This window comes from Streptomyces sp. NPDC001700, assembly GCF_053596435.1.
Genome location: NZ_JBSFGE010000045.1, coordinates 1 through 15,119 on the forward strand (window position 1 = coordinate 1; position 15,119 = coordinate 15,119).

The window sequence follows — 15,119 nt, forward strand, 5'->3', positions numbered from 1 at the left end:
ATCCCCACACCACCGGCACCCGCGTGCACCAGCACACGCTCACCCGCCCGCAACCCAGCCAGATCCCGCAACCCGAACAACGCCGTCAGAAACACAATCGGCGTCGTCGCCGCCCGCTCCCACGACCAGCCGTCCGGGATACGGACGACGCGGCGGTGGTCGGCGACCATGACAGGGCCGAAGGCCCGCTCCACCATGCCCATCACGCGGTCACCGACCGCCAGCTCCGTCACCCCGAAGCCAACTTCGGTGACCACGCCCGCGACTTCGCCGCCCATCACGGCGCCGCCCGGGTACATGCCCAGGGCGATGAGCACGTCGCGGAAGTTGACGCCCGCGGCGCGCACGGCGATCCGCACCTCACCATCAGCGAGCGGCACTATCGCGTCGTCGCTCACCTGGATGTCGAGACCGTCGAGGGTGTCGCTGCCCATGGGGCCGACAAACCAGCCGGTCTCCCCCGTGGGTGGCACCAGCGTGCCGTCAGTGCCGACACGGGCCAAGCGCGGCACGTATGCGACTCCCTCCCTCAGGGCGACGAGTGGCTCGCTCGCGGTGAGGGCCGCTGGCAGGGCCTGTGCCGACGACGTCTCGGCGTCGAGGTCGGCCAGCAGGATGCGCCCGGGGTTCTCGGACTGGGCGGCGCGGATCAGGCCCCACACGGCTGCACCAGCGAGGTCCGTGACATCGGCGTCGGAGCTGACCGAAACCGCACCGCCGGTGACGACGACGAGTCGTGCGTCGGCGAACCGGTCGTCGGCGAGCCAGGTCTGCAAGACGTCCAGGACGTGGTTCACCGTGGCACGGGTACCGTCCGCCGTTACGCCGTCCGCGTCCCCAGTGGTGCCGGAGCACGGGAGCAGCACGAAGTCAGGTGCCTCATGTGCCTGCTCGGGGAGTGCCACGAGCTCTGTGAGGGAATCGGCGGTGTGCACGGTGACGCCGATGTCGGCGGTCCACGGTCCGATCGCCGCCCATCGCGCGGGCGTCGCCTCAGCAGGGTTCAGGGCCGTCCATTCCGTACGGAAGAGGGAATCCCGGTAAGCGCTGGAGATGACCGGCTGCTGCGCGGATGCCGCGCGGAGCACGAGGGAGTCGACGGAGGCAACGGGCGCGCCGGTCTCGTCGGCGACCTCCACCGCCACCGCGTTCGCGCCGGCCGGCGTCAGCCGTACCCGCACCGAGGCCGCGCCGGTCGCGTAGAGCGACACACCGCTCCATTCGAAGGGCAGACTCGCGCCACCGGAGCCCTCGACAAAGTCGCCGAGCCCGATGGCGTGCAGGGATGCGTCGAGCAACGCCGGATGCAACCCGAACGCCGCAGCCCGGTCCTGCTCCTGCTCGGGCAGGGCGATCTCGGCGAAGACCTCGTCACCGCGCCGCCAGGCCGCACGCAGTCCCTGGAACACCGGACCATACGCCAGACCTGCCTGGGCAAGCCCCGCGTACAGACCATCGATCTCAACCTGCTCCGCGCCCTCCGGCGGCCAGGCCGCCAGATCGACGTCCGTCGCGCGACGCGTACCCGCGAGCCAGCCGGTGGCATGCCGGATCCACTGCTCGTCCGACGCCACGCCATCCGCCCGCGAATGCACCGACAGCGGACGCCTTCCAGCGGCATCCGGCGCGCCCACAGCGAGCTGAACGTGCACACCCCCGTGTTCGGGCAGCACCAGCGGCGCCTCCAGCGTCAGCTCCTCGACCGTGTCGCAACCCACCTGGTCACCGGCCTGGACGCCCAGCTCCACGAACGCCGTACCCGGAAGGAACACAGCACCCGACACCACGTGATCGGCGAGCCACGGATGGGTCTGCACCGACAGCCGACCCGTCAGCACCACGCCATCGGCACCCGCCAACGACACCACCGCACCCAGCAACGGATGGTCCGCGGAGCCCAACCCCACCGACGTCACATCGCCCGCGAACCCCACCGCCGCCTCCGGCCAGAACCGCTCACGCTGGAAGGCGTAGGTGGGGAGATCGACCGTCGTGGCACCGGGAAGAACCGCGTTCCAGTCCGGGGTGACACCCGCGACGTGCAGTCGGCCCAGGGCGGTGACGAGGGCTTCCGGTTCGGCGCGGTCCTTACGCAGGGCCGCGATCAGCTGCGCGTCTCCGGTAAGGGACTCCTGCGCCATCCCGGTCAGCACACCATCCGGACCCAGCTCCAGGAACACCGAGACACCCTGCTCCTCCAGCCAGCGCACCCCGTCACCGAAACGCACCGCCGCACGCACATGACGCACCCAGTACTCAGCCGACGCCACATCCGCCGACGCCTGACCGGTCACATTCGACACCACCGGGATCGACGGCCGCTCGTACGTGAGCGACTCGGCGACCTGGCGGAAGTCGTCCAGCATCGCGTCCATATGCGGCGAGTGGAACGCGTGACTCACCCGCAACTGCTTCGTCTTGAACTCCAGCTCCGCGAACGCCGAGCCCAGCTCCACGACCACGTCCGCGTCACCGGCGATCACCACCGAGGAGGGGCCGTTCACCGCGGCGAGAGACACTTCGGTCTCCCGGCCCTCCAGATACGGGGCAACGGTCGCCTCATCCGCACCCACCGCCAGCATCGCGCCACCCACCGGCAACGCCTGCATCAACCGCCCACGAGCCGCCACCAACGTCACCGCATCATCCAGGGACAACACCCCAGCCACATGCGCCGCCGCCAACTCACCAATGGAATGCCCGGTCACGTAATCCGGACGCACACCCCACGACTCCACCAGCCGATACAGAGCCACCTCAAGAGCGAACAGACCCGGCTGCGTGAAGCCGGTCTGATGCAGCAGCTCCCCATCCTCGAACATCACCTCACGCAACGGCCGATCCAGCACCCGGTCGAACCCCGCACACACGGCGTCCAACGCCTCGGCGAAGGCCGGATATGCCTCGTACAACTCCTTGCCCATACCGGGCCGTTGCGCCCCCTGCCCGGAGAACAGAACCGCCAACTGCCCGCCGGAACCGTGGAAGGCACCACTCACCACACCCGACGCCGGTGCCCCCTCCGCCAGCGACTCCAGCCCCCGTACCAACCCCTCCCGCCCGGAGCCGACGACCACGGCACGATGCTCCAAGGCCGCACGCGTCGTCGCCAGCGAGAACGCCACATCAACCGGCGAGAAGTCATCAGCCAGCGCCGACCGCAGCCGCCGCGCCTGGGCGCGCAGAGCCTCCGGGGTCTTACCGGACAGGGTCCACGGAATGACAGCACGTTCGGGAAGCCGCCGAGCAGACCGATCGGGCTGATCGACTGCGGGCGCGTCGGAGGCGTGGGATGCCGGAGGCGCCTGCTCGACGATGACGTGGGCGTTCGTGCCACTGAAGGAGAACGATGAGACGGCCGCGCGGCGAGGCCGGTCGGTCGTGGGCCACGGGCGGGCCTCGGTGAGCAGTTCGACGGCGCCCGCCGACCAGTCGACGTTCGGGGTGGGGTCGCTGACGTGCAGGGTCTTCGGCAGTGTGCCGTGGCGCATCGCCATGACCATCTTGATGACGCCCGCGACACCTGCGGCGGCCTGGGAGTGGCCGATGTTCGACTTGATGGAACCGAGCCACAGCGGCAGTCCGGGGTCACGGTCCTTGCCGTAGGTGGCCAGCAGCGCCTGCGCCTCGATCGGGTCACCCAGCGAGGTGCCCGTGCCGTGCGCCTCGACCGCGTCCACGTCCGCGGTGGTCAGGTGCGCGTTGGCGAGGGCCTGGCGGATCACCTTCTGCTGGGAGCGGCCATTGGGCGCGGTCAGGCCATTGCTGACGCCGTCCTGGTTGACGGCGGTACCCCGGATGACGCCGAGGACGCGGTGGCCGTTGCGCTCGGCGTCGGAGAGACGCTCCAGGAGCAGGAGGCCCACGCCCTCGCTCCATCCCGTGCCGTCGGCGTCGGCGGAGAATGCCTTGCACCGGCCGTCGGACGCGAGCCCTCGCTGACGGCTGAACTCCGTGAACGCGCCGGGAGTCGCCATGATGGCGACGCCGCCCGCGAGCGCCAGGGAGCACTCGCCCTTGCGCAGGCTGTGGCAGGCGAGGTGCAGGGCGACGAGCGCGGAGGAGCAGGCCGTGTCCAGGGTGAGCGCGGGGCCTTCCAGGCCAAGGGTGTACGCGATACGGCCGGACACGATGCTGGTGGCCGTGCCGGTGGCGAGATGGCCTTCGACGGACGCGGCCTCCGGCGACATCTCCAGGGCGTTGCCGTAGCCCTGGGAGTACGCGCCGACGAACACGCCGGTCTGGCTGCCGCGCAGCGACGACGGATCGATACCCGCGCGTTCGAAGGTCTCCCACGCGGTTTCGAGGAGAAGGCGCTGCTGCGGGTCCATGGCGAGGGCCTCGCGCGGAGCGATGCCGAAGAAGCCGGCGTCGAACTCGGTGGCGCCCTCGAGGAATCCGCCCTCGCTGGTGTAGCTGGTGCCGCTGTTCTCCGGGTCGCCGTCGTAGAGGCTCTCCAGGTCCCAGCCGCGGTCGGCGGGGAAGGGCGAGACACCGTCGGCGCCGTTGGCGACGAGCCGCCACAGGTCCTCAGGGGTACTGACGCCACCCGGGTAGTGGCACCCCATGGCGACCAGGGCGATCGGCTCGGAGTCCTGGTTCTCCACTTCGCGGAGCCGCTTGCGGGCTTCGCGGAGGTCGGCGGTGACGCGCTTGAGGTACTCGAGGAACTTCTCTTCGTTGGACATGGAGTCAGCTCCTCGGCAGAGAAACAGAGAGCGGGGCAGGGAAAGGGGCACGGGCCGACCGAGGGACGGGCGCGGAGACCGGGGCGGCAGGGAGCTTGTTCATCGGGATGTTCAGACCGTTCCCAGCTCGTGGTCGATGAGGTCGAAGATCTCGTCCGCGGTCGCGGCCGCGAGGTCGCTGTTGTCGTCGCTGCCGTTGGTCGCGGTGCCGCCCTCACACAGCGCGAGGAAGGACCGCAGCCGCTGCTCGACGCGTGACCGGTCCTCGGCGCCGAGGGCGCCCGCGGTGAGCAGCGACTCCAGCTTGTCCAGCTCGGTGTCGAGCGGTGCCGTCGCGGGGACGTCGTCGAGCGGTAGCTCCTCGAGCAGGTGCGCGGCGAGGTCCTGCGGGGTGGGGTTGTCGAAGACGAGAGTGGGGGGCAGCCGCAGGCCGGTGGCCGTGTTCATGCGGTTGCGCAATTCCACCGCCGTGAGCGAGTCGAATCCCATCTCCTGGAACGGCCGTTTGAGGTCGACCGCCGCGGCCGACGGGTAGCCGAGCACTGCGGCGACGTGCTGAGCGATCAGGTCGGCGAGGGCAGCGAGGCGCTGCTGCCTGGTCAGGACGACGAGCCGCTGCGCGAGCGTCGGACCGTGATCCCGCTCCGCGCCGGTGTGCGCGGCGGCGCTGCGGCGCGCCGGGGTTCGGTGCAGCCCTCGCAGCAACGGAGGCAGGGCGGCGCCCTGTTCGCTCAGCTGTGCGAGGTCGAGCGATATGGGCACGAGCAGGGCGTGCCCGGTGCCCGTCGCGGTGTCGAACAGTGCGAGGCCCTGGTGGGTTGTCAGGGCGCCGATGCCACCGCGGCCCATCCTGGCCAGGTCGGCCTTGCCGAGTTCGCCGGTCATCGCGCTGCGCTCGGCCCACATGCCCCAGGCGAGGGACTGACCCGCGAGCCCCTGGGCGCGGCGGTGCTGGGCGAGCCCGTCCAGAAACGCGTTCGCGGCGGAGTAGTTGCCCTGCCCAGCGCCGCCGAAGGTCGCAGCGGCCGAGGAGAACAGTACGAACATCGCCAGGTCGAGGTCGCGGGTCAGCTCGTGCAGGTTCAGGGCCGCATCGGCCTTGGGCCGTAGTACGGCGGAGAGGCGTTCGGGGGTCAGCGAGGACAGCACGCCGTCGTCGACGACACCCGCCGTGTGCACCACGCCGGTGAGCGGGTGTTCCAGTTCGTCGAGCACGGCTGCCAGGGCCTCGCGGTCAGCGGCATCGCACGCTGCGACGTGCACCTGCGCCCCCATCTCAGACAGGTCCGCGAGCAGTTCGGCGGCGCCGTCGGCTTCCTGACCGCGCCGGGACAGCAGCAGCAGGTGCCGTACGCCGTACCCGGTCACCAGGTGGCGGGCGAGCAGGGCGCCGAGGGTGCCGGTACCACCGGTGATCAGCACGGTGCCGTCGGGGTCGAGGGCGCGCGGTCCGGAGCCCGGCACCGTCGACTCACCGGCACCGGCACCGGCACTCGCGGAGCCGTCGGCCTTCGCCAGCCTCGGTACCAGGACGTCGCCCTCCCTCAGCGCGACCTGTGGCTCGTCCATGGCGAGCGCCGCTGGCAGAGCTGCGTACGCCTCGGGTGTGCCGTCGAGATCGGCGAGGACGAAGCGGCCCGGATGCTCCGATTGGGCCGAGCGCACCAGGCCCCACACCGCGGCGGCGACCGGGTCGACGGCGTCGCCCTGCCGTACGGCGATGGCGCCTCGCGTGAGTACCACGAGCCGAGCGGCGGCGAAGCGCCCGTCGTCGCCCCAGGAGCGCAGCGTCCCGAGGACCCGTGCGGTCAGCTCGTGGACAGCGGCCGCAGTCGGCTCGGACCCTCCAGCACAGGGCAGGACCGCGAACTCCGGTATCACGGCGTCGATTTCGGACAGACCGGCGTAGGTGCTCACGGTGTGACCCGCGGTGACGAGCCCTGTGGCCACCTCGCCCACGATGTCGCTTTCACCGTCTGTGCCACTGGCCATACCGACGCTCCCGGCAGCGTCCCCCAGCAGGACGAAACCGTCCTGTGGCCCGTCGGCCACGGGAACCGTCACCGCGGTGCCCCATTCCACCGTGAACAGCGCGTCGGGTCCGGTCGTCCGTACGGGCGCGAGCTGCTTGTCGGTCACCTCGCGGAACACAAGGGCGTCCACGGAGGCGACGGGCAGCCCGGCCGCGTCGGCCACGGTCACGGTCACGGCACCCGAATCGCCGGTGGCCAGCCGGACCCGTACGGCAGGGGCGCCCGTCGCGTGCAGACGCAGCCCGGTCCATGAGAACGGCAGCCGAGCCCCGGAGCCGTCGCCCTGCGACGGGACGTCCTCGGCGGCGGACAAGCCGAGCACGTGTAGCGCGGAGTCGAACAGCGCCGGGTGCAGCCCGAACCGGGTGGCGTCCGGTGCGTCCGCCTCGGCCACCTCGGCCTCGGCGAACAGTTCGTCACCGCGCCGCCACGCGGCACGCAGTCCCTGGAACGCCGGACCATAGCCGTAGCCGGTCTCGATGAGACGCTCGTAGAAGCCGTCGACGTCAAGGGGCTCGGCACCGGCGGGCGGCCAGACGTCGAGCGCTTCGGGCCGACTCGCCCCGGACCCGGGCCCGGACTCAGACCGGGAGTCCGGGAGCAGCACACCGCTGGCATGCCGGATCCACGAGGCGTCGGCGGACGCGCCTTCCGGCCGCGAGTACACGGCCAGCGTGCGGCTGCCGTCGTCCCCGGCCGGGCCGACGGCTACCTGAAGGTGGACGCCACCACGTTCGGGCAACACCAGCGGTGCTTCCAGGGTCAGTTCGGCCACGTGCTCGCAGCCGACCTGGTCCCCTGCCTGGATCGCCAGCTCGGCGAAGGCCGTCCCGGGCAGCAGCACGGCGCCGCCCACCGTGTGGTCGGCGATCCACGAATGCGTCTGCCGGGAGATACGGCCCGTCAGTAGTCGGCTGTCGGCGTCTGCGAGCGCGACGGCGGCGCCGAGCAGCGGATGCCCGGTGCCCGACTGCCCGATCGACTCCACGTCACCGGTCTGCGCGGCAGCACGCGGCCAGTAGCGATGGCGCTGGAAGGGGTACGTGGGCAGATCCACTCGGCGGGCGCCGGTGCCGGTGAAGTACGCCGACCAGTCCGGAGTCACGCCCGCCACGTGCAGACGGCCCACGGCCGTGGCCAGGGCTTCCGGTTCGGGGCGGTCCTTGCGCAGGGCCGCGATCGCCTCGCCCTCGCCGGTGAGGGACTCCTGCGCCATGCCCGACAGCACACCATCCGGCCCCAGCTCCAGGAACACCGAGACACCCTGCTCCTCCAGCCAGCGCACCCCGTCACCGAAACGCACCGCCGCACGCACATGACGCACCCAGTACTCGGCCGACGCCACATCTGCCGCTTGGCCGGTCACGTTCGACACCACCGGGATCGACGGCTGCCCGTACGTCAACGACTCCGCGATACGGCGGAAGTCGTCCAGCATCGCGTCCATATGCGGCGAGTGGAACGCATGACTCACCCGCAACCGCTTCGTCTTATGACCGAGCCCAGCGAACACCGAGCCCAGCTCCGCGACCGCCTCGGCGTCCCCAGCGATCACCACCGACGACGGACCGTTGACGGCGGCCAGAGACACCTGACCCTCACGGCCCTCCAGATACGGGGCCACCGTGGCCTCATCCGCACCCACCGCCAGCATCGCGCCACCCACCGGCAACGCCTGCATCAACCGGCCACGAGCCGCCACCAGCGTCACCGCATCATCCAGGGACAACACCCCAGCCACATGCGCCGCCGCCAACTCACCAATGGAATGCCCGGTCACGTAATCCGGACGCACACCCCACGACTCCACCAGCCGATACAGAGCCACCTCAAGAGCAAACAGACCCGGCTGCGTGAACTCGGTCCGATCCAGCAGCTCCCCATCCTCGAACATCACCTCACGCAACGGACGGTCCAGCACCCGGTCGAACCCCGCGCACACGGTGTCCAGCGCCTCCGCGAACACCGGGAAGGATTCGTACAACTCCCGGCCCATACCGGCCCGTTGAGAACCCTGCCCCGAGAACAACACCGCCGTCAGACCGTCCCGGCGCGCCGTCCCCATGAGGACGCCCGCAGCCGTTTCGCCCTCGGCGATGCGGTCGAGCCCTTGTCGCAGAGTTGTTTCGTCGGTGCCGATGACGACGGCCCGGTGTTCCAGGGCGGTGCGAGTGGTGGCCAGGGAGTACGCCACGTCGAGCGGTGAGAGGCCGGAGCCGAGATGGACGCGCAGTCGTTCCGCCTGGGCCCTGAGCGCGGTCTCGGACTTGGCGGACAGGACCCACGGCAGCACTCCCCCGGGAGCCGTGACGGCAGGGGGTACGTCCGCGTTGGTGCCGGAGCCCGTGTTGGCCCGGGCGTTGACCTGCGGAGCCTGCTCGATAACGGTGTGCGCATTCGTACCGCTCACCCCGAACGACGACACAGCGGCCCGACGCGGACGACCTGTGGCGGGCCACGGCACGTTCTCGGTCAGCAGTTCCACGGCACCCGCCGACCAGTCGACCTGCGTCGAAGGCCGGTCGATGTGCAGGCTCCGCGGCAGCACACCGTGGCGCATCGCCATGACCATCTTGATGACTCCGGCGACGCCCGACGCCGACTGTGTGTGGCCGATGTTGGACTTCACCGACCCCAGGCGCAGCGGCTCCGCGCCGTCCCGCTCCTGCCCGTAGGTGGCGAGCAGCGCCTGCGCCTCGATCGGGTCGCCCAGCGTCGTACCCGTGCCGTGTGCCTCCACCACGTCCACCTCCGCCGAGGACAGACCGGCGTTGGCCAGGGCCTGGCGGATGACGCGCTGCTGCGCGGGGCCGTTCGGGGCGGTGAGGCCGTTGGACGCGCCGTCCTGGTTGATCGCCGAGCCGCGTACCACCGCCAGGACCTCATGACCGTTGCGGCGCGCGTCCGAGAGCCGCTCCACCAGCAGCAGACCCACGCCCTCGCCCCAGCCGGTCCCGTCCGCCGCTTCCGCGAACGGCTTGCAGCGGCCGTTGGAGGCGAGCCCGCGCTGTCGGCTGAACTCCACGAAGGCCATGGGGCTGATCATCACGGTAGCGCCGCCCGCGAGGGCCATCGAGCACTCGCCGCTGCGCAGTGCCTGGGTGGCGAGGTGCAGGGCGACGAGCGAGGACGAGCACGCCGTGTCCACCGTCACCGCCGGACCTTCGAGACCGAACACGTAGGACAGTCGGCCCGACATGACGGCGGTGGCGTCGCCGGTGACGAGGTAGCCCTCGACACCTTCCTCGACACCCGCCACGGTGGCCCCCCACCCTTGCGCGGCGGTGCCGACGAACACACCGGTCTGGGTGCCGCGCAGCGTCGTCGGGTCGATGCCCGCGCGCTCGAAAAGCTCCCACGTCGTCTCCAGGAGCATGCGCTGCTGCGGGTCCATGGCCATGGCCTCGCGCGGCGAGATGCCGAAGAACTCCGCGTCGAACTCGGCGGCTTCGTGTACGAATCCGCCTTCGGGCGTAACGGTGGTGTCCGCGCCGAACAGCGCCTCAACATCCCATCCGCGGCTGGTGGGGAACTCGGTCATGGCGTCGGTGCCGGACGCCACCAGGCCCCAAAGCTGCTCAGGGGAACGTACGTCGCCCGGGTAGCGGCAGGCCATGCCGACGATGGCGATGGGTTCGTCGGCGGCGTTCGCGGAGGGCAGGGCCACATCGGCAGCCGTGGCCCGGCCGGTGACCTCGCGGCACAGGAAGTCCGCGAGCACGGTGGGGCTCGGGTAGTCGAAGACCAGCGTCGCGGGGAGCTTCAGGCCGGTGGCCCTGACGAGGCGGTTGCGGACTTCCACGGCGGTGAGCGAGTCAAAGCCCATCTCCCGGAAGGCACGGTTTGCCTCCACGGCGTCGACCGACGCGTATCCCAGCACAGCAGCCGCCTGCGTGCGCACCAACTCCAGTACCACACGGGCCTGTTCGTTCGCCGTCAGCCCTGCCAGACGCCCCGCCAGCTCCGACCCGTCGGCTTCGTCGGCTGCGGGGCCGGACCGCTCCGCCGCCGCGACCTTCGCCGCTTCGGGGATGTCGGAGATCAGCGGACGCGGACGGGCCGCGGTGAAGCCGGGCACGAACCGTGCCCAGTCCACGTCGGCCACCGCGACGAACGTCTCGTCGTGTTCCACCGCCTGCACCAGGGCCGACACGGCGAGGTCGGCGGACATGGTACCGACGCCGCGCCTGCTCAGGTGCTCCTTGGTGCCCTCCTGGGCGGCCATGCCGCCTCCGCCCCAGGCGCCCCAGGCCACGGAGGTCGCGGTCAGCCCGCGCGCCCTGCGGTCCTCCGCCAGCGCGTCGAGGAAGGCGTTCGCGGCGCCGTAGGCGCCCTGCCCACCGCCACCCCACACACCGGCGTTGGACGAGAACAGCACGAACGCGTCCAGCTCGGACTCGCCCAGCAGCTCGTCCAAGTGCCGGGCACCCGACACCTTCGCGTCGGCGATACCCGCGAAGGCCTCCAGGCCTGTGTCCATCAGAGGCTGCAACTGGCCGACGCCGGCGGCGTGGACGACCGCGGTCGGCGGATGCTCGGCGAGCAGGGCGGACACCGCGTCACGGTCCGTCACATCACAGGCGCTGACGCTGACCCGGGCCCCGAACTCCGTCAGCTCTTCCACCAACTCGGCTACACCTGGCGCTTCTTGTCCGCGACGGCTCGTCAGTACGAGATGCTCGGCACCGTTCCGCGACGCCCACCGGGCCACATGCGCGCCCAACGCACCGGTACCCCCCGTGATCAAGATCGTCCCGCGAGGTGACCACGACCGGACAGCCGGCGCGTCGCCCAGCGGCGCCCGCACCAGACGTCGTACGAACACACCCGAACCTCGTACGGCCAGCTGATCCTCATCCCCGCCGGCCCCTGCCAGCACGCCCAGGAGCCGGGCGCTGGAACGCTCGTCCAGCACCTCAGGGAGATCGACCAATCCACCCCAGCGATCGGAGTGCTCCAGGCCGACGACCCGGCCGAAGCCCCACACCTGCGCCTGAGCGGCGCTCGCGAGCCGGTCCGAGCGTCCCACCGAGACCGCGCCCCGCGTCACCAGCCACAACGGGGCGTCAATGTCGGCGTCACCGAGCGCCTGCGTCAAGGTCACGGTGCCGACGAGGCCGCGGGAGAGAACCGGATGCTGCCCATCCGGGCTGTCATCGGTGCCCACGAGGGACAGAATGCCGTCGAACCGGGCGTCCGGTGCTTCGGCGAGCAACGTGGTCAGGCGCGCGGCCAGCTCGGCACGGTCGGTTGCCATGCCGGTATCGGTGTCGGCGTCCGCGAGTTCGAGGCGGACGACATCCGCGCCGTGCTCCTCCATCAGCCGGGCCAGGCCGAGGTCGCCGTGGTCGCCGTAGCCGGACGGAGCATCCTTCGCTCCGGTGACGACCAGCCAGCGACCGGACAGCGCCGTCGCGGCGCGCGCGGTGGCCATGGGCTTCCAGGTCACGGTGTAGCGCCAGTCGTCGACGCGTACCCGGTCCTTGCGGTTGCGACGCCACGACGAGAGCGCGGGCAGTACCGTGTTGAGCGCCTCGTCGTCCAGGCCCAACGTCTCGGCGAGCGCGGTCACGTCCTCGCGTTCAACGGTTTCCCAGAACGCCGCGTCCACGGGGTCGGCGGCGGAGACCGCCGTCTCCTCGGCGGAGACCGCGTCGAGCCAGAACCGCTCGCGCTGGAAGGCATAGGTGGGCAGTCCGACCCGCCGACCGCCGGGGAAGAACGCGCGCCAGTCGACCGGCAGCCCGCTCGTCCAGCCCTCGGCCAGCGACGCCACGAACCGGTCGAGCCCGCCCTCGTCGCGCTTCAGCGAGCCGACGACCACCGCGTCGACCGTTTCCTGGACGCCGACGGTCAGTACCGGGTGCGCCGACGCCTCGATGAAGTACCGGTAGCCCTGCTCAGCCAGCGCCTTCGTGGCCTCCTCGAAGCGGACGGTCTGGCGAAGGTTCGTGTACCAGTACTCCGCGTCCATCACCGACGTGTCCAGCCAGTCGGCCGTCACCGTCGAGAAGAACGGCACCTCGGCGGCACGGGGCTCGAGCCCCGCCAGAACATTCAGGAGTTCGATGTTGAGGGCCTCCACGTGCGCCGAGTGGGAGGCATAGTCGACCGGGACACGGCGCGCCCGGACCTCCTCCGCCTCACAGGCCGCGAGCAGCCCGTCCAGCTCCGCGACCTCACCAGAAACGATCACGGACGAGGGCCCGTTGACCGCCGCCACGGACAGTCCCCCGGTCAGCCGCTTCCGCACGTCCTCCACCGGCAGCGCGACCGACACCATGCCGCCCAGACCCGACAGGGCGAGGATCGCCTTCGAACGCAGGGCGACAACCTTGGCCGCGTCGTCGATGGACAGCGCTCCCGCCACACAGGCCGCCGCGATCTCACCCTGCGAGTGCCCCACCACGGCATCGGGCCGCACCCCGTACGAAGACCACAGTTCGGCCAGGGAGACCATCACGGCCCAGAGCACGGGCTGGACCACGTCCACCCGCTCCAGTGCCTCCACGTCCTCCAGGACATCGAACAACGACCAGTCCACGTACGGCGACAAGGCCTCCGCGCACTCGCGCATCCGCTCCGCGAACGCCGGCGAGGACTCGATCAGTTCGGTGGCCATCCCGACCCACTGCGACCCCTGCCCCGGGAACACGAACGCCACCTTGCCGCGGGTGACATAGGCGGTTCCCTCGACGTTCGTACCGGCCGGGAGGCCGTCGGCGAGGGCGGTGAGGCCGGCCAGGGGGTCGTCGCCGATGACTACGGCGCGGTGTTCCAGGGCCGCGCGACCGGTGACCAGGGTGTGGCCGACGTCGGCCGGGGCGAGACCGGGGTGGGCCGCCAGGTGGTCGCGCAGGCGGGCGGCCTGGTCGCGCAGTGCGGCGGCCGAGCGGCCGGACACGAGCCAGGGCACGACGGCGGGTACGGCGGCGTGCGCGGTGTCCCCGGACTCGATGTCGTCGGGCGGCTCGATGTCATCGACGGGCTCGGCGGCCGGGGCTTGTTCAAGAAGGGTGTGGGCGTTGGTGCCGCTGATGCCGAACGAGGACACGGCGGCACGGCGCGGCTGTCCCGTCTCGGGCCACGGCCGTGCCTCGCTGAGCAGCCGGACGGCGCCGGACGTCCAATCGATGCGTGAGGACGGGGCGTCGGCGTGGAGCGTCTGGGGCAGGAAGCCGTGGCGCATCGCCATGACCATCTTGATGATGCCCGCGACGCCCGCGGCGGCCTGGGTGTGTCCGAGGTTGGACTTGACCGAACCGAGCCAGACCGGCTGTTCCTCCGGACGGCTGCGGCCGTATGTGGCGAGCAGTGCCTGCGCCTCGATGGGGTCGCCGAGCGGTGTGCCGGTACCGTGCGCCTCGACGGCGTCAACCTCGGCGGCCGAGAGCCCGGCGTTGGCGAGGGCCTGCCGGATGACCCGCTGCTGCGAGGGGCCGTTCGGGGCGGTCAGACCGTTGGAGGCCCCGTCCTGGTTGATCGCCGAACCGCGGACGACCGCGAGGACCTCGTGGCCATTGCGGCGGGCGTCGGACAGGCGCTCGACGAGAAGCAGGCCGACGCCCTCACCCGCGCCCATGCCGTCGGCGGACTCGGCGAACGCCTTGCAGCGGCCGTCGGACGCGAGGCCGCCCTGACGGCCGAACTCACCGAAGATGCCTGGGCTCGCCATCACGGTGACGCCGCCGGCGAGGGCCATGGAGCACTCCTCGCGGCGCAGCGCCTGGACCGCGAGGTGCAGGGCGACCAGGGAGGACGAACAGGCCGTGTCGACGGTGACCGCCGGCCCCTCCAGGCCCAGGGTGTAGGAGACGCGGCCGGAGGCGACGCTGCCCGCGCTGCCGTTGCCGAGGTAGCCGGCGACGTCCTCGAAGCCCTCCGGAACCTTGATCTGACGGGCGCCGTAGTCGTGATACATGACGCCCGCGAAGACGCCGATGCGCTCGCCGCGCACGGAAGTGGGGTCGATACCCGCACGTTCGAAGGCTTCCCAGGCCGTTTCGAGGAGGAGCCGCTGCTGCGGGTCCATGGCGAGGGCCTCGCGCGGGTTGATGCCGAAGAACGCCGGGTCGAACTGGTCGGCGTCGTGCAGGAACCCGCCCTGCAAGAGACCCGCGTCCTCGGGGTCGACGGAGTCCAGGTCCCAGCCGCGGTTGGCGTGCGGCGGTGTCACGGCGTCGATACCGCCGGCCACCAGCTGCCACAGTTTCTCGGGGGTGTCGACATCGCCGGGGAACCGGCAACTCATCGCCACGATCGCGATGGGCTCCTGGTCCCTGTCCTCGAGCTCGCGCACCCTGCGGCGGGCGTGACGGAGATCCGTAGTGGCCCGCTTCAGATAATCGCGGAGCTTATCTCCGTTCCCCATGTGACATCGGCTCCTCATTGCGGTGGG

At 71.1% G+C, this 15,119-nt stretch carries 2 protein-coding genes; both read right to left on the reverse strand.

All coding sequences use genetic code 11. From position 1 onward, the window contains the following. Positions 1 to 4,688 (reverse strand): beta-ketoacyl synthase N-terminal-like domain-containing protein (locus tag ACWC5C_RS40915; protein ID WP_450884241.1); only part of this gene is annotated, 4,688 nt, incomplete at its 3' end. A 111-nt stretch (positions 4,689 to 4,799) separates the two neighbouring features. Then, positions 4,800 to 15,092: a type I polyketide synthase gene (locus tag ACWC5C_RS40920; RefSeq protein WP_450884243.1), complete on the reverse strand. Its 10,293-nt coding sequence runs from the start codon at positions 15,090 to 15,092 to the stop codon at positions 4,800 to 4,802. Positions 15,093 to 15,119 lie beyond the last annotated feature (27 nt).